The following is a 19,790-nucleotide window of genomic DNA, read 5'->3' as shown; positions in this document are numbered from 1 at the left end:
CACATGAAAGGAACCTCCTCATGACCACCATCCCCACCGTTTCGCTATCATCCGGAGGCACCATGCCGGCCCTCGGCCTGGGAACCTCGGGGCTGCAGGGCCCTGAAGGCGCCGCAATCGTCTCCCAGGCGCTGGCCGACGGGTACCGACTGATCGACACCGCGGCCCAGTACAACAACGAGACAGCAGTCGGCGCCGGACTGCGCGACTCAGGCGTGGCCCGCGACGAGGTTGTCATCACCTCCAAGGTCGCCGGCGGCTCCCAGGGACGCGAGGCCACGCGCACCGGCGTCAACGAATCGCTGCGCCGCCTCGGCGTCGACTACGTGGACCTGATGCTGATCCACTGGCCCAACCCGTCGCGCGGACTGGCGACCGAGACGTGGAAGACGCTGCTCGACATCCAGTCGGAAGGGCTGGTGCGCACCGTCGGCGTCTCCAATTTCCGGCCCGAACAACTCGCCGGATTGCACCAGGCGACGGGAGTCTGGCCGGCAGTGAACCAGATCCAGCTCTCCCCCGCACTGGCGCGCCGGGATGCCGTCGCGTTCAATGCGGAGCACGGCATCGTCACCGAGGCCTGGGGGCCGCTGGGCACGCGCGAGGGCCTGCTGGACCAGTTTGTGCTGCGCAAGATCGCCGCGAAACACTGCACGACGCCGGCCACCGTCGCCCTGCACTGGGGCATCCTGCAGGGGTACGTGGTGATCCCCAAGTCCAAAAATGCCGACCGACTGCGGCAGAACCTGTCCGTAACCGACATCGAGCTGGATTCCGAAGACCTGTCGGCGATTGCGACTCTGGATCTCGGCGAGGACGCCGCCTGGGATGCCCGCACCCACGAGGAGTGGTGACCCGGCACTTTCCTTCCATCCACGTGCAAGCCGGTGCTACACTTGCTACAGCATCTTTCGTCAGGAAGGTGCTGTAGCAAGGAGGCGTCAGGAGTGTCGACCATCCCGCACCGTGAATTACGCAACGAGAGCAGCAGAATCCTCCAACGCGTCAAAAACGGGGAAACAATCGAGGTGACAAACAACGGCGAAATCGCAGCCACCCTGGTTCCTCCGAATGCCTCGCCTTTTGAAATGCGCGTGCGGGCCGGACGGGTTCGGGTGGCCGCGCCTGCCGGCACCGTTGACTTGGTCCATTTGGAACGGGCCCGCTCGGATGAAAGCACGGCCGAAATCCTGGCCGACCTCCGCGGCGACCGATGATTATCTACGTGGACACCTCAGCCGCGCTGAAGCTTGCAATCCAGGAATCCCAATCTGATGCGCTCGCTCGATATCTCACCGACCTGCAGCACAATGGCGATACCCTGGCAGCCTCGATGCTGTTATACACGGAATTGCACTGCGCCGCGAAACGACGACCAACTCCACCTCCCGCCAAAACCATCAACAGCATCCTCAGCGCCATGAGCCTGGATGACGTTGAACGCAGCGATCTCACGTATGCGGCCGCCATGGCCGGGAAATTGCGCAGCGCCGACGCCATCCATCTGGCATGCGCACTGCGCCTGAACGCAAACCTGCTCGTTGCCTACGACATCGAACTCCTCACCGCCGCCGAAGACGCCGGGCTCAACGTGCATAGTCCCGCCTGACTTCGACGTCAGGTGTATTTCCGCACTGGCCGTGATCGAGCCAGTCATCGTGGAACTTGTTGTGGTGCCCGCAGTGACGTCCACGAGCGCGACCTCCGGCGCCTGCTGCTAAGGTTCCGCTTTTCACCCTTCGATCCGGCTTCGGACCTTGACTCGGCCGCACTGATATACCGCACCTCCCGTCGCACCGGCATCACGTCTCGAGGCATGCTGGACTGCATGATTGCCGCAGTCGCCTGGCGCTCGGGAACGGTGCCCCTTGCCGGCGACGGCGATATGGCGCGGATTGCGAAGGTCTTCGACATTGAGCTTGACCGTGCCTCAGTGAGTGCGTAGCGGTGCCGGCCCGTCCCCCGCTGTATCCGAGTATCGCGGGTCGGCCATTTTGTCAGACCGCGATAATACGCTGACACCATGCCAAAAGTTATCTTCAACACTGCCACATCGCTGAATGGATTCATCGCCGACACGGACAACTCCCTGGGGTGGCTGTTCGCCGTGGAGGATCCGCCGGAAGAACAGATCGACCAGTTCATGAACAACGTGGGTGTGCTGGTCGAGGGCTCCACCACGTACGAATGGGTCCTGGAACAGGAACGGCTCATGGAACATCCGGAGAAGTGGCAGGAGTCGTTCGGAACCAAACCAACCTACGTCTTCACCAGCCGCCAACTGCCCACGCCCGACGGCGCCGACGTCCGCTTCGTCGACGGGGACCCGGCGGACTTTTTCGACGACATCGCACAGGCGGCCGGAGGCAAAAACATCTGGGTCGTCGGCGGAGGCGACCTGGTCGGACAGTTCTTCGACGTCGGCCTGCTGGACGAGGTGCAGACTTCAATAGCGCCGGTCACGCTCGACGGCGGTGCTCCCCTGCTGCCGCGGCTCATTGGTTCCGACGCCCTCAAGCTGCGCAGCGTGGAGAAGATGGGCCAGTTCGCTCACCTGATCTTCGACGTAAGGCGGCCCGGCGCGCCGGATTGACGGGGCATCGGCGACCAGATCAACAAACAGTTCGTGATCCAGGTCCGAAGATGTCCTCAATGCTGTCTAGGCTCTACAGCACAGCCACACTTCCAGTGGTTGACCCAGCTGAAGGAGATTCAAGTGAACTGGAAAATCGAAGTAGTGTCCATGCCGGTGACCGACGTCGACCGCGCCAAAGCCTTCTATGTGGACCAGACGGGCTTTAATGCCGACCACGATCAGCGGGTGGATGAGAATATCCGGTTCGTTCAGCTCACCCCGCCGGGATCCGCGTGTTCGATTGTGATGGGCGAAGGCGTCGTCGACATGGAACCGGGAACCCAGAGAGGGCTGATGGCGGTGATCCCCAAGGCGGAGGATGCCCGCCGGCACCTGCTGGACAACGGCGTCGAATGCAGCGAAATCGACGAACAGCCGTGGGGCCGCTTCGTCCACTTCGCCGATCCGGACGGCAACACGTGGACTTTGCAGGAGCTGCCGGATTACGCGAAGAAACTGACGCCGGAAGAGACAACGCCCTGACCCAGGGAACCAAGCGTCCCATAATGGAGGTATGTTCCTCGCCGAAGAAGCAACCCTGCCGACGCCGGGCTCCGGTCCGGAACATCTCGACGTCGTCATAGTGGGTGCGGGGCTGTCCGGCATCGGTGCCGCCTACCGGGTGCAGACCGAATGCCCGTCCAAGAGCTACGCCATTCTCGAGGCCCGCGACGCTGTCGGCGGCACTTGGGACCTCTTCCGCTACCCGGGGGTGCGTTCGGACTCGGATATGTTCACCCTCGGCTACCCGTTCCGCCCCTGGACGGAGCCGGACGCCATCGCCGGCGGAGGAAGCATTCTCGAGTACCTCCGCCGGACCGCCGAGGACACCGGCGCAATGGATCGGATCCGCTTCAACACCCGGCTGGTCAGCGCCGGCTGGACGTCCGCGGAGGCCCGCTGGAGCCTGGACCTTGAGGAGACCGACGACGGCGGCAGCACCCGGCGCCGCACCGTGACCTGTTCGTTCCTCTACTGCTGCACCGGCTACTACAGCTACGATCACGCCCACCAGCCGGATTTTCCCGGCATGGCGGACTTCGGCGGCGAGGTTGTGCATCCCCAATTCTGGCCGCAAGAGTTGGATTACCGGAACCGGCGGGTCGTCGTCATCGGCAGCGGGGCGACGGCGGTGACGCTGGTTCCCGCAATGGCCAACGACGCCGCGCACGTCACCATGCTGCAGCGCTCCCCCGGCTACGTCACCGCGCTGCCGCATCGGGACCGGTTTGCCGACGCCGTTCGGAGGCGCCTTCCGCCGGCAGCCGCGCACGCACTCGCCCGGGCGAAGAACGTGCTGGTCGGCCAGGCGTTCCACCAGTTCTGCCGCCGGTGTCCCGGACTCGCCGCCGGTTTCCTGCGCAACCGCGTCGCGTCCATCCTCGGCGAGGGCCATGCACGGGAGCACTTCACGCCCGACTACGATCCATGGGATCAACGGCTCTGCGTGGCACCCGGCGCTGATCTCTTCCACGCGCTGGAATCCGGCGACGCCTCGATCGTCACCGACCGGGTCGCCAGCTTCACCAGCACCGGGATCGACCTGGCCTCCGGCACCCGGCTCGATGCCGACGTCGTCGTCACAGCCACCGGCCTGACTATGCTGCCGCTCGGCGGGATTCAATTCAGCGTGGACGGAGAGCCTGTCGACCTCGGCAACACCTGGGCCTACCGCGGAGTCATGCTCACCGGGCTGCCGAACCTGGCCGTTTGCGTCGGCTACACCAACGCATCCTGGACGCTGCGCGCCGACCTCGCCTCCCGGTACGTGTGCCGGCTGCTCAAGTTCATGGACAGGCACGGCCACCGCTGTGCCGTTCCCACCGCCGAGCCGCGGATGGGGACCAGGCCGCTGCTGGACCTGACCTCCGGCTATGTGAAACGCGCCGCGGAATACTTCCCCAAGCAAGGCGACCGCCGCCCCTGGACCATGCCGCACAACTACCTGCTCGACGCGCCGCTGCTGGCGCTGGCCAACCTGCGGAGCAAAATGATGTTCGACGCCGGTCACGTCGTTCAGCCACCCCGGAGGCTGCGATCATGACCGCCGAAACACCAGGCACCGTCGGAGGCAGGGACAGGCTCGACGTCGACGGCGTCCGCGTCCGCTATCGCCTCGCCGGCGACCCTGCGGCCCGTCCGGTCGTGCTGCTGCATGGCATCGCGCGCAGCCTGGAAGACTGGGACCCGATGTTCGACCGCCTCACCGCCGAGCACCGCGTGCTGTCCCTCGACCTGCCCGGGTTCGGGCTCTCCGAACGCACCGGCGGCGCATACTCCCTGAGGTCCCTCGCCCGCTTCATCCTCAATGCCCTGGACACCATCGGCGAGGACCGCCCGGTCCACCTCATGGGCAATTCACTCGGCGGGGCCATCGCCATGAAAATCAGCACCATCGCCCCCGAACGGGTGCGCACGCTGGTGCTGGCCAACAGCGCCGGATTCGGCCACGAGATCCCGCTCGGACTGCGTGTCCTCGGCCTCGGCCCGCTCGGGCCGTGGCTGCTCAAATTCAAGACCCGCAAAGGCGCCTACCGGGCCGAACGAGGGCTCTTCCACGACCCGGAATTCGTCACTGCAGAACGCGTCAACCACGCCATGCGAGTGGGCCGCAACCCCGTGCACGACGACGTCCTGCTCTCGGTCGCCGGCCATCTCGGCAACTTCCACGGCGTCCATCCACACTGGCGCAAGCACCTGCTCAAAGACGTCGCCGCGCAGCGCAAACCCACCCTCCTCATCTGGGGAGGAACAGACCGCATCCTGCCAGCCAGCAACCTCGAAGCCGCCCGCCGCGCCTTCCCGCACGCCCAGTATCACCTGTTCGCCGAATGCGGCCACATGCCGCAGATCGAAAAAGAAGAAGAGTTCGACGCCCTCGTGCGGGAGTTCCTGGCCGGGCACGACCACGGCGGGTGAGCGCTACCGCACGACGCGGAACCACAGGTTCGTGGCCAGTTCGGCCTCTGCCACGCTGATCCGCTCCAGCTTCACATGCGCTCCGCCGGGATGGTCGAACAGCCGGGTGCCGTCTCCGAGCATCACCGGCGCAATGCACACCAGGACCTCGTCGAGTTCACCCGCCTCGAGGCACTCGCGGGCCACCGTCGCACCGAGGACATTGACGTACTTGTCCCCCGCGGCCGCCTTCGCACGGGCGATGCCGTCGTCGAAATCCCCCACGAAGGTGACGCTCGGAACCGGTTTCTCAGGCGGATGGTGTGTCAGGACGAACTGCGGGCCGCTCCAACCACCGCCGAAAGCCTCGCCCTCGCTGCCGTCAACACCTTCATACGGGTCATTGCCTCCAAAGGTGCGATGACCAACCAAGAGCGAGCCGACGTCGTCGATCAACCCATCGATCGTCGGATTGGGCCCCAAATACTCAGTCAGCCACGACATGTCGTTATTGGGGCCCGCGATGAAACCATCCAACGACATCGTGACCGAATACAGCACTGTGCTCATTGGCTCAGCCTAGTAACCGGCCTCCACATCGACCAGACCTTCGAGCTCCTCACCGGCCGCCCAGCGCCGGACGTTCTCCCGGATCCTCGCCGAAATCAGCGGCCGGACCATGGCTTCAGTGTCGGCAGTATGCGGCGTGATCAGACACCGCGGCTCGTCCCATAACGGGTGTCCGTCCGGCAGCGGCTCGGGCTCCGTCACATCCAGCGCCGCACCGGCCAGCCGCTCGCCGCGCAGCGCGGCCAGCAACGCCTCCGTGTCCACGAGCTTGCCGCGGGCGATATTGACCAGCACGCTCGACGGCTTCAACAGGGCCAACTGCTCCGCGCCCATCAGACCCTCCGTACCTTCGGTCAGGGCAGCGGCAATCACGACGACGTCGGCATCCGGCAGGACTGTGTCCAGCTCAGCCGTGGTCACCGTCCGGTCGGCGGAGGCAACCGGTTCCTGCCGCCGTCGCACCACCGTGATATCCGTGTTGAAGGCACGAAACAGCCGGACAGCCTCAACACCAATCCCGCCAGCACCGACGATCACGACCTTGGAGCCGTAGAGCGGAGACCCAACCTCCGGACCCCAGGTTTTCGTGGCGGCCAGCTGTGGAAGACGCCGCAACGATGCCAGGGTCAGCGCCAGAATGTGCTCGGCCACCGGAGGCGCGTACGCACCCTTCGCGCTCGTCCACGTGCGGTCCCGATGGGCGGCGATAACGTCGGCATAGCGCTCGATGCCGGCCGAGGGCAGCTGGATCCAACCAATGCCGGGGCGGCCAGTCAACAGCCGGGACAGATCGTCCACGTCGACACGCCCGGCAATCACCAGCCCGCCCGTTTCGTCCGATACCGCTCCCGTGAGGCCACCGCCGTCGTGCACTGACTCGATAAAATAGTCCGGAGGGGCATCGCCGTCATCGCCAGGCCGGGGCAGCACGGCAATCTGCGGGGCATCCGCACGCTGTGGCGCCGCCGTCGTCGTACTCGTCATCATTCTCCAGTCGTCAAGTCAGCTCGCCCATCCGGCCCTCTCTCCAGTCAGCCAGTCAGTCGACCGTCAGCTCGCCCATCCGGCCCCAGCCATCGGCCTCAATCTGCTCGCTGATGATGTGGGGCGTTTCGACCAGCGCCTGAGGCATATCCTTCATCGCCTGCTGGAAATGGTCGCTGTTCACATGGGCCTCCGCGGCATCATCCTCGAATGCTTCGACCAGGACGAACTCGTTCGGATTCTCCACATTCCGCGACCAGTCGAACCACAAATTCCCCGGTTCCTGCCGCGTCGTCTCCGTGAAGCTGCAGGTCAGGTCGAGCCAACTGTCGCTCCAGTCCGGCTTCACGTTGAATTTCACCACGATAAAGATCATTCTGTTGCTACCTTTCACCCGACCGGCCGCGGGACGCAACGGCCACCTCCCACTGTAGCCCGGCGACGTGTATGTTACCTGCGGTATGCCATGAGGCGGCAATCGCGGTCCGGGGGCTTTCAGAAGGGTGGTTCTGCGGAGGCTGGTTCTCAGGAGGGTGGTTCTGCGGAGGCGAGTTCTCAGGAAGTGAATTGCTCGTGGCCGAGGACGCTGAGCAGCGCCAGCTTCTCGGCAGCTTCCGTGCGAGGGGCGGCAGTCAGGACCAACAGCGCCTGGGACTGATCCTCCGTCAGCAGCGCCTGGCAGTCGACTTCGATGGCGCCAACCTCAGGATGCATCAGCGTCTTGTGGTCCTCGAACCGGGCCGCCGCCTCATGCTGCTCCCACACTTCCGCGAACTCAGCACTTTCCTTGAGCAGCACACGGACAAGCCGGTCCGCCCGTGAGCCGGCACCACCCTGGCCATAGGCAACGCGAAGACTCGCAACGTGCGCCCGGCCCTGCCGTGGATGATCCGCAGTCGGATATACGCCACGGGACTGCGGGTCGGTGAACCAGCGGTAGATGCCCGACCGGGCCCACCCGGTGGAGCCGGAGGGATCGCCGAAGATGGCCGTTGCCAGGCGGTTCTGCACCAGCGTCTCCGCGAGGCTGGAGATCACCAGGGCGGGGGTATCGTCCAGCCTGTCCAGGACCCGTTGCAGTGCGGGTGCTACGTGAGTATCGAGAGGAGTGCGATCCGGCGCGTAGTGGCCGGCGAGCCGGTAGAGATGGTCGCGTTCATCGATCGTCAACCGCAAAGCCCTCGCCATCGCGGACAACATCTGTTCCGAAGGCTGCGGCCCCCGCGCCTGTTCCAGCCGGGTGTAGTAGTCCGCGGACATTCCGACCAGATCAGCCACCTCGTTGCGTCGCAAACCGGCAACCCGCCTGCGGGGGCCGGCGTGGAGGCCGACGTCGTCGGGGCGCAGTTTTTCGCGTCGGTGGCGGAGGAAATCGGCAAGTTGCTGGCGGTCCATGCCACCCATCATCCACCGAATCCACTCTCGAAGGGAGGGACTGCCGGTCCTACGACAAACGGTCCTCTCGTGCACTCGGCCGGGGCGGGGCAATGTGGATGGCGACCGATTGACCCGCTGGCCGGCTGAATCGCTGGTCCGCTGACCCGCTGACCCGCTGAATCACTGAATCACTGGAAGGAACGTGACATGGAACTGTCCGGAAACACCATCTTCATCCCCGGCGCCACCTCCGGCATCGGGCTGGCCCTCGCCCTCAGCCGGAAAGATGCAGGCAACACCGTCGTCGTCGGCGGCCGCCGCGCCGAGCTGCTCGAACAAATCAGCGCAGAGCACGGCCTCGACACCGTCGCCATCGACATCACCGACGGCGGCTCAGTGCTGAATGCCCGCGATTCGGTCCTCTCCGATCACCCGGATTTGAACGTACTGATCCCGATGGCCGGCATCATGGTCGCCGAGGATGTGACTACGGCCGGCTACCTTGAGACCGCCGAACGCACCGTTGACACCAATGTGCTCGGACCCCTGCGGCTGATCTCCGCCTTCGTTGAGCACCTGCAGAGCCGCCCGGCTTCCACCATCGTGACCGTCTCGTCCGGCTTGGCGCACACCCCGCTGCAGATGACGCCGACGTACAACGCCTCCAAGGCGTTCATTCATATGTTCAGTGAGACCATCCGGCTCCAGCTCGCCGGCACATCGGTCGAGGTTGTTGAGCTCTGCCCGCCGGGCCTGCGCACCGAGCTGATGCGCGGACAATCGCAGGTGGAGGCGTTCCTGCCCTTGGAAGACTTCATCGACGAGACCATGAAGCTCCTCGCCGACCAGCCCGACGCGTCCGAAATTCTGGTCGAGCGGGTCAAACCCCTGCGGTACTCGGAGGCGAATGGAACATACGGGCAGACGATTGCCGCCCTGAACTCCCACTGACGGACCGGGCGTGATTACCACTCGCCGCACGGGCGCCGGAGCTTTGCCAGAGTTCCGGCGCCTGCCGCGTAAGGCGGATGGGCATACTGCCGCGAATATTTAGCATCCGCTTAGGCACTGCTGTACTAATCTTTTCGGTATCATCTATTGTATTAGAATATCAGTTCGAGTAGAATTGATTCATGAAGGTCATGGAGCTCGACGGCGGACTCACCGGGGAAGTGCACCCGGCCACCGAGCGTGTCCTCATCGCCCGCGAACAGTTCGGGCCCAAAACCGCCACGGGCCGGATTTTCGGGTGGCCCGAGTCGGGTCGCGGTTCAGGGTGGAAAGTCTTCCCGCTGGGGGAACCGGCGTGGCGCAACCCGTTCGACGCCGCCTCACCCAGTGAGGAATACTTCGCCGAGGGCCTCTACTACCACTACCGGCGCTACATGCTCCATGGTGACGCCCTGCTCGCGTTGGGGGACCTTGCCTGGCTGGTGCCGTTCTACCGGGCCGAACACACCAAGAAAGCCCGGCTGGCCCGGAAGAAGAAGATGCCCGCGGCCCGCCCGCCGCAACGACGTCACGGATCCGACGGATCAGGTAGCCCGGCGACCGGCGGCGACACGGACGATGGCGCACCAACCCACGACGAGGAACCCCTCAGCGAAGCCGCGCTGGTCAGCGACCGGGCCGCGCACTGGGCCAGGGCGACCGGAGGAGATCTGGCGGCACTAATCGCCGACATCGACCCCGCCACCCTCGACGACGGCGAAACCGTCGAATATCTCAAGGCAACCGCCCGGATGGTGTCCTGGGCAGAGTCCAAGCGCGTCGGCGCCCTGCACCGGTTCACCGAACACCGCCCCAACCCCGGCGAACCCGGCAACCACCAGCCATGGAGCCGCTACGCGGCCACCGAAGTCGCCGCGGCACTGAGCATCTCCCACGGCAGTGCGGCCACCCAACTGGTCAAGGCCCACTGCCTCTGCTCCTACATGCCCCACACCTACGCCGCCCTGGGCGAAGGCACCATCGACATGGCCCGGGCGAACAAGATGATGCTCCACCTGCCACCGTTGCACGGCGACGAGCCCGCCCAATACGAGAGGCAACTGCTCGACATCGCCGCCGGCCTCAGCCCCGCCCAACTTGAGAAGCAGGCCATGCGCGTTGCCAACGAGATCCATCCGGTCAGCGCCGAAGAGCGCCACGAAAGCGCGGCTCAAGACCGCACCATCTCCTTCGCCCCCATGCCCGACGCCATGGTCGAGATGTACGCCTACCTACCGGCCGCCGAGGCAACAGCCATCGAAGCTCTACTGGAACAAACCGCCCGCTCCCTGCAAGGCCCGGCCGAGACCCGCACGCTGGCCCAGCTCAAGACCGATGTCTTCACCGACCTGGCCCTGGGCGGCCACACAGCAGACGCAGCAAACGCAGGCAAGGTCAACACCGAAGTGCTGATCACCATCCCCGCCCTGACGCTGATGGGCCACACCGACCAGCCCGGCGACCTTGAAGGCTACGGCCCCATCCCGGCAGACATCGCCCGCCAACTCGCCGGCGACTCCAACAGCTGGTACCGCGTCCTGACCGATCCCTGGAAAGGATCAGTCCTGGCCCACGGACGCAAACACAAAAAGCCGCCCAAAGACCTCAAACGTCTCCTCCGCGCCAGAGACGGCCGATGTCGGTTTCCAGGATGCAACCGACGACCGGCCGGATGCGACATCGACCACACCACAGCCCGCGAACACGGCGGACGCACCGACCATGACAACCTCTGTCACTTGTGCCCCCTCCACCACAAGGCGAAGCACGAAGGCGACTGGAGAGTCAAACAGCTCGACGGCGGCATCATGCGCTGGACCGCGCCCACCGGCCACGTCTACGACACAGCACCCGACTACACCTCCGCGCCCGTGCCCCAAGACGTCCTGGACAAAATCGAAGAACCACCACCCTTCTAAAAACCCCGGACACCTCACCAAGAAAGTTCTGCCATTCGGCGTGGCCGAATCCTGTGTTACGCAGATAACAGTTCGATGAGGAACAGGCAGGCCCCGAAACCCTGTTTCCGCGGCCGAGGCGCGTCTGCGTTTCGTGACGTCCATCAACTGAAGGAATCTATGAAGAACGCCCCGAATAACACTCTTGGCCAGCTCGGTTTGGCAGTGCTGCGCGTCGTCGTCGGCATTGTTGCTGCGATGCATGGCTGGCAGAAGATCGGCCAAAACACCATCGCGGGCACCACCAAGGGATTTGCCCAAATGGGGATTCCGGCGGCGGATATCATCGCGCCGATCGTGGCTTACTTGGAGCTCTTCGGCGGGATTGCACTGATCATCGGGCTGCTGACCAGGCCGGTGGCACTTTTACTGACGATCGTGATGGCGGGCGCGCTGTTCCTCGTTCACTTGCCGGCCGGCTTCTACGCGGCCAATGGCGGATACGAGTTGGTGCTGATGATTGGTGCTGCCGCGTTGGCCCTGGCGTTGACCGGTCCGGGCAGGATCTCGATCGATCGGGCATTCTTTGGCCGGCGTCGTTCCAAGGCATCTGCACTGGCTTAAGAAATCGTCGGTTGGTTGGCACCGGCTCACTATCCAAAGATTGGTTCGCCGACGTAGGGTGCGACGAGTTTTTTCTGATCTGGCGTGATCCGTACGAGCGAACCGGAGTCGGCCGAGACGAAGGCTATCGCCGTTTGGGCCTTCACGCAGTGGGTGCCGGTGACGGGGTCGACGATCTGGTAGTTGATGGTGAGGCTGGCGGCCTTCAGCGCACTGATCCAGACATGCACCTTGAGTGGCATGTTCCGGTATTCGACTGATGCCAGATACTTGATCCGGTGTTCCACGACCAATGCTTGAGTGCCAACGGGCAGGTCGGAAAAGAATGGGATTCGGGGCTCCTGTCCGGGTCGTCCTGTGCCGCCTGGCGGGCCGAATGCGGCGATGCGTCCTTCCTCGAGGAGCCGAACGATTTCAACGTTGTTGATATGCCCGTATGCGTCCATGTCGCCCCAGCGCGTGGCAACTTCGCAGTCCAGGTGCTGGCAGGCGTCGACGGGGTTGGCGGTATCAGTCATGCCTCTTTTCTTATCATCTTGAGCTGCCGGGGGCCTGCAGCGTGGCCGGTGGGAGCGCGGCTGGAGGCCTGCAGCGCGGCTGGTGGGCAAGCCGCGAGCGGGCAGCCCAGTCCAACTCATCTGTGTTGGGTGTCGCGGTCCTCGGTGCCGACGGGTGCCCAGCCGCGGCGGGTTGGAGAGCTGGAGGTGGCCGTCTTATCGCGGGAACGGTAGACGATGTAGGGGCGGAAGAAGTAGTGCAGGGGCGCGGTGAACGCATGCACCAGCCGGGTGAATGGCCAGATGACGAAAAGCACCATGCCGATGAGGGTGTGCAGGTGGAATGAGAAGGGGGCCGCTGCCATGGAGGCGATGTCGGGCTGGAAGATGAACAGCGACCGGAACCAGGGGGAGACCGTCTCGCGGTAGTTGTGTCCGTGACCGCCGAAGAAGACGCTGGCCAGGGTGGTCCACAGGCCGAAGATGATGGCGGCGGTGAGCACGACGTACATGAGTTTGTCGTTCCTGGTGGTTGCCATGAAAACGGGACCGGTTTTTCGCCGCCGGTAGATCAGGATGATGATGCCGGCGAGAGTTCCGATGCCTGCGATGGACCCGACGAAGAGGGCGTTGAAGTGGTAGAAGTCCTGGCTCATCCCGACGGCTTCGGTCCAGCTTTGGGGAATTACCAGTCCGAAGAAGTGCCCTGCGATGACGGCGAGGATGCCGAAGTGGAATACCGGGGAGCCGATGCGCAGCAGTTTGGATTCATACAGTTGCGAGGAGCGTGTGGTCCAGCCGAATTGGTCGTACCGGTACCTCCAGATGAGGCCGCCGACCAACACGACCAACATGGCGTAGGGTGCTACGCCCCAGAGCAGGATATCCATGGGTTACGAACCTTTCGAAGGGCTCAGTGGCAGCAGTCGCGGGTCGTATGGATCGAGGCCGACGGATTCTTCGGGCGGGCCGGCGTGGGCCATGTCCATGACGGCTTTGCGGTCGGTGGGTGATGGTCCGGGCAGCGTCGAGCAGATGGCTTGCACGACGCCGGTGTGCGGCAGTTTGGCGTCGGTGAGGGCCAGCCGAAGCAGTTCCACGCTGGGCCGGAATTTGAGCAGCAGGTCGCGGCCGGCTTCCAGGTCGACGGTGGCGGCGAATTCGAGCACCATGGGCAGGTAGTCGGGCAGCTCACCGTGGGTGTCGACGAGGACGTCGTATTGGCGGTAGACCTGCTTGAATTCGGCGAGCACTTCTCCCCGGCGGCGGGTGTCGCCGTCGGTCCAGTAGGACAGGTGCAGGGCGTGGCGGCGGCTGAGGTCGAATTCCTGCACGTAGCTGGACTGGACGTCGCCGAGGTCGGAGTCCTCCAGGTTTTGCAGTACGGGTTCGAAGAGCCGGGCTGTTGGTTCGTCGTTGGCGGAGCCGGCGCCTCGGGCTTTGTGGGAGCAGTCTTGTTCGGCGAGGGCATCGCGGATCAGCGGGATGCTGTTCCGCAGGTTCTCGTCGGGGTAGGACAGGCACCAGGCGGCTGCTTGGTAGACCACCTGGTCGCGGCTGTTGGCAGCTTCGACGGCGGCGGGTTGTGCTGCGCGTTTGAGCTTGGGCAATTTCATGGCGTCTCCACTGCGGTGCGCGTAGTTGCCGGCCGCCGGCTGGTCGGTTGTCCGTCCGACGGTCTCATTTGGTCTCTTGCGGGTTGCTTCATCGGTTGTCCGCCGGGTCGCCGCTGGCTCCGGAGGCGCTGGCACTGGGTCCGCCGGCGTCGGGACGGGTTCCGGTTTCGCCTCCGCCGTGGGCGGGCGAATCCGTTGCCGCCTGAGGTTCATCGCGGTGTTCTTCCGGGAACAGCCCGGCCGGTACGCCGTTGCCGTCCCAGTTGAGCAGGTTGACTCTGCCGCGCAAGTCCCGGCCGGCGGGTTCGTCGGAGGTCTGGCGTTGCTTGAGTGAGTTGAAAGTGTCGACGGCGACGGGTGTGGGTGATCCGCTGGCTTCGCCGAAGGGCGAGTCCTGCATCCCGGGGCCGCCTTCGAAGTCGAGGGAGCAGCCCATTTCCTCCAGGTCGTGGGCTTGCTCCACGTGGGCCTTGGGGATGACGTAGCGTTCGTCGTACTTGGCGATGGCCATCAGCCGGTACATTTCGTACATGGTTTCACCGTCCATGCCCACGGATTCGGGGATGGAATCATCCGGGTCCTGTCCCAGCGAGATGCCGCGCATGTAGGAGCGCATGGCGGCGAGGGTTTTGAGCACGTGTGCAACCTTGTCCTGGTCGCCGGCAGTGAAGAGCTCGGCGAGGTATTCGACGGGGATGCGCAGTTCGTCAATGGCGCCGAAGAGGTTGCCGTGGTCTTCGGCGTCGTGGCCCTGGTCCCGCAGCAGGTCGACGACGGGTGAGAGCGGCGGGACGTACCAGACCATGGGCATGGTGCGGTATTCGGGGTGCAGGGGCAGCGCGATTTTGTAGACCTTGGCCAGCGCGTAAACCGGCGAGCGCCGGGCGGCGTCGATCCAGTCGTCGGGAATCTCCTGGTCGCGGGCTGCGGCGATGACTTCGGGATCGTTGGGGTCGAGGATGACGTCCAGCTGCGACTCGTACAGGTCCTGCTCGTCCTGGACCGAGGCTGCTTCGGTGACCTTGTCGGCGTCGTACAAGAACAGGCCGAGATAGCGCAGCCGGCCGACGCAGGTTTCGGAGCAGATGGTGGGCATGCCGACTTCGACGCGCGGATAGCAGAAGGTGCATTTCTCGGCTTTGCCGGTTTTGTGATTGAAGTACATTTTCTTGTACGGGCAGCCGGTGATGCATTGGCGCCAGCCGCGGCACTGGTCCTGGTCGACCAGCACGATGCCGTCTTCGACCCGCTTGTAGATCGCCCCGGACGGGCAGGACGCGACGCAGGACGGGTTGAGGCAGTGTTCGCAGATCCTGGGCAGGTAGAACATGAAGGTCTGCTCGAACTCGAACTTGATCTTGTCCTCGGATTCCTTGCGGACTTTCTCCACCATGGGGTCGAGGTGCCCCATTTCGGTGGCGCCGCCGAGGTCGTCGTCCCAGTTCGCGGACCAGGTGATTTCGGTGTCTTCGCCGGTGATCAGCGACTTGGGCTTGGCCACCGGAAAGTCATCCCCCAGCGGCGCCTCGACGAGGGTGCGGTAGTCGTAGGTCCAGGGTTCGTAGTAGTCGGCCAGTTCCGGCTGGACGGGGCTGGCGAAGAGGCCGAGCATTTTCTTTGCCCGGCCGCCGGCCTTGAGCTTGAGGCGGCCGCGTTTGTTCAGTTCCCAGCCGCCCTTCCATTTCTCCTGGTCCTCGTAGCGGCGGGGATAGCCTTGCCCGGGCCGGGTTTCGACGTTGTTGAACCAGACGTATTCGGTGCCGGCGCGGTTGGTCCAGGCCTGCTTGCAGGTCACTGAACAGGTGTGGCATCCAATGCATTTGTCCAGATTCATCACCATGCCCATTTGGGCCATGACACGCATCAGTACTTAACCTCCTGGGAGCGGCGGCGGATCCTGGTGACCATGTCCCGCTGGTTTCCGGTGGGGCCGAAGTAGTTAAAGGCGTACGCCAGCTGGCCGTAGCCGCCGATCATGTGGGTGGGCTTGACCAGCAGCCGCGTGTTGGAGTTGTGGATACCGCCGCGGCGGCCGGTGGCTTCGGACTTGGGCACATTGATGGTGCGTTCCTGGGCGTGGTAGACGAAGACGACGCCGTCGGGCATGCGGTGGCTGACGATGGCCCGCAGCACCTGCACCCCGTTGGTGTTGACCGACTCGACCCAGTCGTTATCCGCGACCCCGATGGCGCCCGCGTCGCCGGGACTGATCCACACGGTCGGTCCGCCGCGGGAGAGCGAGAGCATCAGCAGGTTGTCCTGGTATTCCGAGTGGATCGACCACTTGGAGTGCGGGGTCAGGTAGCGGACGGTGATTTCCTTGGCGCCGTCGGGCCCCAGTTTGGGTTCGCCGAAGAGCGCGTTCATGTCCAGCGGCGGGCGGTAGATGGGCAGGGACTCGCCGACGTCGCGCATCCAGTCGTGATCGAGGAAGAAGTGCATCCGCCCGGTGAGCGTATGCCAGGGCTTGAGCCGTTCCACGTTCACGGTGAAGGGTGCGTACCGCCGTCCGCCAGTCTCCGAGCCTGACCATTCCGGGGAGGTGATCACTGGAACCGGCCCGGCCTGGGTCTGCTCGAAGGTGATGCGTTTTTCCTCGGAGCCTTCGGCCAGGTCGGCGAGCTTGACGCCGGTGCGCTCTTCCAGCTCCCGGAAGCCCTGAACGGCGAGTTCACCGTTGGTGGTTCCGGAGAAGCTGAGGACGGCTTCGGCCAGCTTGGAATCGGTGTCGATGGCGGGCCGGCCGTCGCCTGCGCCGCCGAGCATCACGCCGTTGGCATGGCTGAGGCGTTCGACTTCCCGGCCCAGCTTGTAGGTGACGTTCTTGACGGTGAATCCGAGTTGGTCCGCCAGCGGGCCGACGGTGGCCAGTTTGTCCGCGATGGCAGTGTAGTCGCGCTCGACGACGGAGAAGACCGGCATGTTCTGCCCGGGTACGGCGGGGATGTCCTCGCGGCGCCAGTCGCGGACGACGCCGCCGGGCTGGGCGGTCTGGCCTTTGGTGTCGTGCTGCAGCGGGACGCCGACCAGGTCCTTGCGCACGCCGAGGTGGGTGGCCGCCTGCCGGGAGACTTCCCGGGCCAGCAGGTGGAAGGTTTCGAAGTCGGATTTGGATTTCCAGGGCGGGTCGATGGCGGGGGTGAACGCATGCACGAACGGGTGCATGTCTGTGGAGGACAAGTCGTGCTTCTCGTACCAGGTCGCAGCGGGGAAGACGATGTCGGACAGCAGGGTGCTCGAGGTCATCCGGAAGTCCGCCGTGACCAGCAGGTCGAGTTTCCCCTCGGGGGCTTCCTCGTGCCATTTCACGTCGCTGGGCATCATCCCCTCGGTGTGGTCGGCGCCCATCACGTTGTGGTGAGTGCCGAGCAGGTTCCGCAGGAAATACTCGTTGCCCTTGGCCGATGAGCCGAAGAGATTGGAGCGCCACAGCATCAGGGTGCGGGGCCAGTTCTCCGGTGCGTCGACGTCTTCAATCGAGAAGTTGAGCTGCCGGTCCTTCAGCTGGGCGGCAATGTACGACGACGGGTCGGTCGCCTCCCCGCGCTCGACGGCGGCAGTTGCCTCGTCGGCGACGTCGAGCGGGTTCTTGTTGAATTGCGGGTAGAACGGCATCCAGCCCAGCCGAGTGGACTGGGCCATGGTGTCGGCGGTGTGCATGCCATCGAGGGCGCCGGAGGACAGCGGCGACTTCAGTGCGTCGGCGGAGTATCCGTCCTGCCGCCATTGGTCGGTGTGCATGTACCAATAGCCGGTGCCGATCATGGTCCGCGGCGGGCGGCTCCAGTCCATGGCGTTCGCCAGCGAGATCCATCCGGTGAGGGGGCGGCATTTCTCCTGTCCGACATAGTGCGCCCAGCCGCCGCCGTTGCGCCCCATGCATCCGGTGAGCATCAGCAGGGACAGCACCGCCCGGTAGGTGGCGTCGCCGTGGAACCACTGGCAGATGCCCGCGCCCATGATGATCATCGAGCGGCCCTCGGACTGTTCGGCGTTGGTGGCGAACTGCCGGGCTGTCCGGATGCAGGCTTCGGCCGGTACGCTGGTGATTTCCTCCTGCCAGGCCGGGGTGTAGAGGGTGTCGACGTCGTCGTACCCGTTGGCCCAGTCCCCCGGCAGTCCGGGTCGGCCGACGCCGTACTGGGCCAGCATAACGTCGAAGACGGTGGTCACCAGGTGGCCGCCGACGGCACGGACGGGGACGCCGCGGCGCTGCACGGATCCCTTGCCCACCGGGTCGTCGAATCCCGGCAGCAGAATCTCGGCCGTGTCGATGGAGTCTGTGCCGGAGTCGGAGCCGGCGGGGACAGTATCCATGATGGACAGTGCCGGATCCACGTCGCCGAGGTCGAGGTTCCATTTGCCGACGCCGCTGTCGTTGTATCGGTGGCCCATGGAGCCGTTGGGGACGACGGCGCGGCCGGTCTTCCGGTCGAAAAGCACCGTCTTGAAGGCGGCGTCTTCGCTGTCGTGCCCTGGTCCCGTGCCGTCGTTCTCTGTTTCCAAGTCCGCCGCGGTGAGGAATTTCGCCGGCACCAATGTGCCGTCGTCGCGCCGTTCCAACCGGATCAGGAAGGGCAGGTCAGTGTATTTGCGGACATAGTCGTGGAAGAAGGGAACGCGCCGGTCCACGAAGTATTCCTTGAGCATTACGTGACCCATGCCCATCGCCAGCGCGGCATCTGTCCCGGCCTGGGCCGGAAGCCATTCGTCGGCGAACTTCGTATTGTCCGCATAGTCCGGACTGACCGCGACCACCTTGGTCCCCTTATACCGGACCTCGGTCATCCAGTGGGCGTCCGGGGTGCGGGTGATTGGCACGTTCGACCCCCACATCATCAGGAAGGTGGAGTCCCACCAGTCGCCGGACTCGGGCACGTCCGTCTGGTCCCCGAATACCTGCGGGCTGGCCACGGGCAGGTCGGCGTACCAGTCGTAGAAGGATGTCATCACGCCGCCGAGCAGCTGGATGAAGCGGTTGCCCACCGCGTGGGAGACAATCGACATCGCCGGGATCGGCGAGAAACCAGCGATCCGGTCCGGGCCGTGCTTCTTGATGGTGTGTACATGGGCCGCGGCGGCGATCTCGACGGATTCCTGCCAGGAGATGCGCACCAGCCCGCCCTTGCCGCGTGCCTGCTGATACCGCCGTCGTCGTTGCGGATCGGAGACAATGTCTTCCCAGGCCAGCACGGGGTCTTTCAGCCGGGCCTTCGCCTCCCGGTACATTTCCATCAGCACTCCGCGGCCGTAGGGATAACGCACCCGGGTGGGGGAATAGGTGTACCAGGAGAAGGCGGCGCCGCGGGGGCAGCCGCGGGGTTCGTACTCCGGGCTGTTGGGCCCGACCGAGGGGTAGTCCGTTTGCTGGGATTCCCAGGTGATGATGCCGTCCTTGACGTACACCTTCCACGAGCAGGACCCGGTGCAGTTCCCTCCGTGCGTGGAGCGGACCACCTTGTCGTGGCTCCATCGGTCGCGGTAGAAGATGTCCCCGGACCGGCCGCCTTCGCGGAACACCGCACGGCCGTCGTCGGACTCGTCCCATCGGCTGAAGAACTTGCCGATCTTCAACATGGCATCTGAGGCTGGACCATCAAGCCCAGCGGAGCGTGGGGCCACCATAAGCCCAACATAGGCCAGGTCGATATTAAGGGCCAGAGATAAAGAGGGAATTCTGAATTAGTCAACAAAACTATGC

General features: G+C 64.6%; 20 protein-coding genes. 11 read left to right on the top strand and 9 right to left on the bottom strand.

The window, feature by feature from the left end:
- The first annotated feature begins 20 nt into the window (after nucleotides 1-20).
- From H535_RS0107735 to H535_RS24145, 8 genes are all read left to right on the top strand, one after another.
- Complete coding sequence (locus H535_RS0107735) at nucleotides 21-854, top strand: aldo/keto reductase (protein WP_026819096.1); 834 nt, start codon at nucleotides 21-23, stop codon at nucleotides 852-854.
- A gap of 93 nt (nucleotides 855-947) precedes the next feature.
- Nucleotides 948-1,217 carry a type II toxin-antitoxin system Phd/YefM family antitoxin gene (locus tag H535_RS0107730; protein ID WP_026819095.1) on the top strand — a complete coding sequence of 90 codons (270 nt, stop codon included), beginning with the start codon at nucleotides 948-950 and terminating at the stop codon, nucleotides 1,215-1,217.
- Nucleotides 1,218-1,225: 8 nt separating this feature from the next.
- Nucleotides 1,226-1,609 (top strand): type II toxin-antitoxin system VapC family toxin, encoded by a 384-nt coding sequence (locus H535_RS0107725; protein WP_245580216.1) that lies wholly within the window; start codon nucleotides 1,226-1,228, stop codon nucleotides 1,607-1,609.
- A 12-nt stretch (nucleotides 1,610-1,621) separates the two neighbouring features.
- The gene (locus H535_RS30280; RefSeq protein ID WP_342667722.1) at nucleotides 1,622-1,945 is read left to right on the top strand and encodes a PIN domain-containing protein; all 324 of its coding nucleotides are present in this window, start codon (nucleotides 1,622-1,624) and stop codon (nucleotides 1,943-1,945) included.
- Between the two features lie 78 nt (nucleotides 1,946-2,023).
- The gene (locus H535_RS0107715; protein ID WP_026819093.1) at nucleotides 2,024-2,593 is read left to right on the top strand and encodes a dihydrofolate reductase family protein; all 570 of its coding nucleotides are present in this window, start codon (nucleotides 2,024-2,026) and stop codon (nucleotides 2,591-2,593) included.
- 123 nt (nucleotides 2,594-2,716) lie between these two features.
- Nucleotides 2,717-3,118, top strand: a complete 402-nt coding sequence (locus tag H535_RS24150) for a glyoxalase superfamily protein (protein WP_035768734.1) — start codon at nucleotides 2,717-2,719, stop codon at nucleotides 3,116-3,118.
- Between the two features lie 31 nt (nucleotides 3,119-3,149).
- Nucleotides 3,150-4,679: a flavin-containing monooxygenase gene (locus H535_RS0107705; RefSeq protein ID WP_051298785.1), complete on the top strand. Its 1,530-nt coding sequence runs from the start codon at nucleotides 3,150-3,152 to the stop codon at nucleotides 4,677-4,679.
- Nucleotides 4,676-5,554, top strand: coding sequence for an alpha/beta fold hydrolase (locus tag H535_RS24145; protein ID WP_035768732.1), 879 nt, complete (start codon nucleotides 4,676-4,678; stop codon nucleotides 5,552-5,554). The genes H535_RS0107705 and H535_RS24145 overlap by 4 nt, the downstream gene beginning before the upstream one ends.
- A gap of 3 nt (nucleotides 5,555-5,557) precedes the next feature.
- On the opposite strand, the gene H535_RS0107695 is transcribed toward H535_RS24145, so the two are convergent.
- From H535_RS0107695 to H535_RS0107680, 4 genes are all read right to left on the bottom strand, one after another.
- Nucleotides 5,558-6,103: a dihydrofolate reductase family protein gene (locus tag H535_RS0107695; RefSeq protein ID WP_026819091.1), complete on the bottom strand. Its 546-nt coding sequence runs from the start codon at nucleotides 6,101-6,103 to the stop codon at nucleotides 5,558-5,560.
- Between the two features lie 9 nt (nucleotides 6,104-6,112).
- The gene (locus H535_RS0107690) at nucleotides 6,113-7,087 is read right to left on the bottom strand and encodes a D-isomer specific 2-hydroxyacid dehydrogenase family protein (protein ID WP_245580215.1); all 975 of its coding nucleotides are present in this window, start codon (nucleotides 7,085-7,087) and stop codon (nucleotides 6,113-6,115) included.
- A gap of 55 nt (nucleotides 7,088-7,142) precedes the next feature.
- The gene (locus tag H535_RS0107685; protein ID WP_026819089.1) at nucleotides 7,143-7,463 is read right to left on the bottom strand and encodes a putative quinol monooxygenase; all 321 of its coding nucleotides are present in this window, start codon (nucleotides 7,461-7,463) and stop codon (nucleotides 7,143-7,145) included.
- A gap of 179 nt (nucleotides 7,464-7,642) precedes the next feature.
- Entirely contained in the window at nucleotides 7,643-8,482 is an 840-nt protein-coding gene (locus H535_RS0107680; RefSeq protein WP_026819088.1) for a helix-turn-helix transcriptional regulator, read from the bottom strand.
- 189 nt (nucleotides 8,483-8,671) lie between these two features.
- On the opposite strand from H535_RS0107680, the gene H535_RS0107675 reads away from it, so the two are divergent.
- The 3 genes from H535_RS0107675 to H535_RS0107665 all read left to right on the top strand — a co-directional run bounded on the left by H535_RS0107675 (nucleotide 8,672) and on the right by H535_RS0107665 (nucleotide 11,976).
- Nucleotides 8,672-9,415, top strand: coding sequence for an SDR family oxidoreductase (locus H535_RS0107675; RefSeq protein ID WP_026819087.1), 744 nt, complete (start codon nucleotides 8,672-8,674; stop codon nucleotides 9,413-9,415).
- A 182-nt stretch (nucleotides 9,416-9,597) separates the two neighbouring features.
- Entirely contained in the window at nucleotides 9,598-11,373 is a 1,776-nt protein-coding gene (locus H535_RS0107670; RefSeq protein WP_026819086.1) for an HNH endonuclease, read from the top strand.
- A gap of 159 nt (nucleotides 11,374-11,532) precedes the next feature.
- A complete protein-coding gene (locus H535_RS0107665) occupies nucleotides 11,533-11,976 on the top strand; it encodes a DoxX family protein (RefSeq protein ID WP_051298783.1) in 444 nt (147 codons plus the stop codon).
- A gap of 29 nt (nucleotides 11,977-12,005) precedes the next feature.
- Here the strand turns inward: H535_RS0107665 and H535_RS0107660 are convergent, their stop codons facing one another.
- The 5 genes from H535_RS0107660 to H535_RS0107640 all read right to left on the bottom strand — a co-directional run bounded on the left by H535_RS0107660 (nucleotide 12,006) and on the right by H535_RS0107640 (nucleotide 19,714).
- Nucleotides 12,006-12,494 (bottom strand): acyl-CoA thioesterase, encoded by a 489-nt coding sequence (locus tag H535_RS0107660; protein WP_051298781.1) that lies wholly within the window; start codon nucleotides 12,492-12,494, stop codon nucleotides 12,006-12,008.
- Between the two features lie 116 nt (nucleotides 12,495-12,610).
- The gene (gene narI, locus H535_RS0107655) at nucleotides 12,611-13,363 is read right to left on the bottom strand and encodes a respiratory nitrate reductase subunit gamma (RefSeq protein ID WP_026819083.1); all 753 of its coding nucleotides are present in this window, start codon (nucleotides 13,361-13,363) and stop codon (nucleotides 12,611-12,613) included.
- A 3-nt stretch (nucleotides 13,364-13,366) separates the two neighbouring features.
- On the bottom strand, nucleotides 13,367-14,089 hold the full coding sequence (narJ, locus tag H535_RS0107650) for a nitrate reductase molybdenum cofactor assembly chaperone (RefSeq protein ID WP_051298818.1): 723 nt from the start codon (nucleotides 14,087-14,089) through the stop codon (nucleotides 13,367-13,369).
- Nucleotides 14,090-14,177: 88 nt separating this feature from the next.
- Nucleotides 14,178-15,953 (bottom strand): nitrate reductase subunit beta, encoded by a 1,776-nt coding sequence (gene narH, locus H535_RS24140; protein ID WP_081416516.1) that lies wholly within the window; start codon nucleotides 15,951-15,953, stop codon nucleotides 14,178-14,180.
- Nucleotides 15,953-19,714, bottom strand: a complete 3,762-nt coding sequence (locus H535_RS0107640) for a nitrate reductase subunit alpha (RefSeq protein WP_026819081.1) — start codon at nucleotides 19,712-19,714, stop codon at nucleotides 15,953-15,955. The genes narH and H535_RS0107640 overlap by 1 nt, the downstream gene beginning before the upstream one ends.
- Between the last annotated feature and the right edge of the window lie 76 nt (nucleotides 19,715-19,790).

It is taken from the genome of Arthrobacter castelli DSM 16402, from assembly GCF_000430705.1.
GTDB lineage: Bacteria > Actinomycetota > Actinomycetes > Actinomycetales > Micrococcaceae > Arthrobacter_C > Arthrobacter_C castelli.
This window is presented reverse-complemented; position numbering and strand designations above follow the sequence as displayed.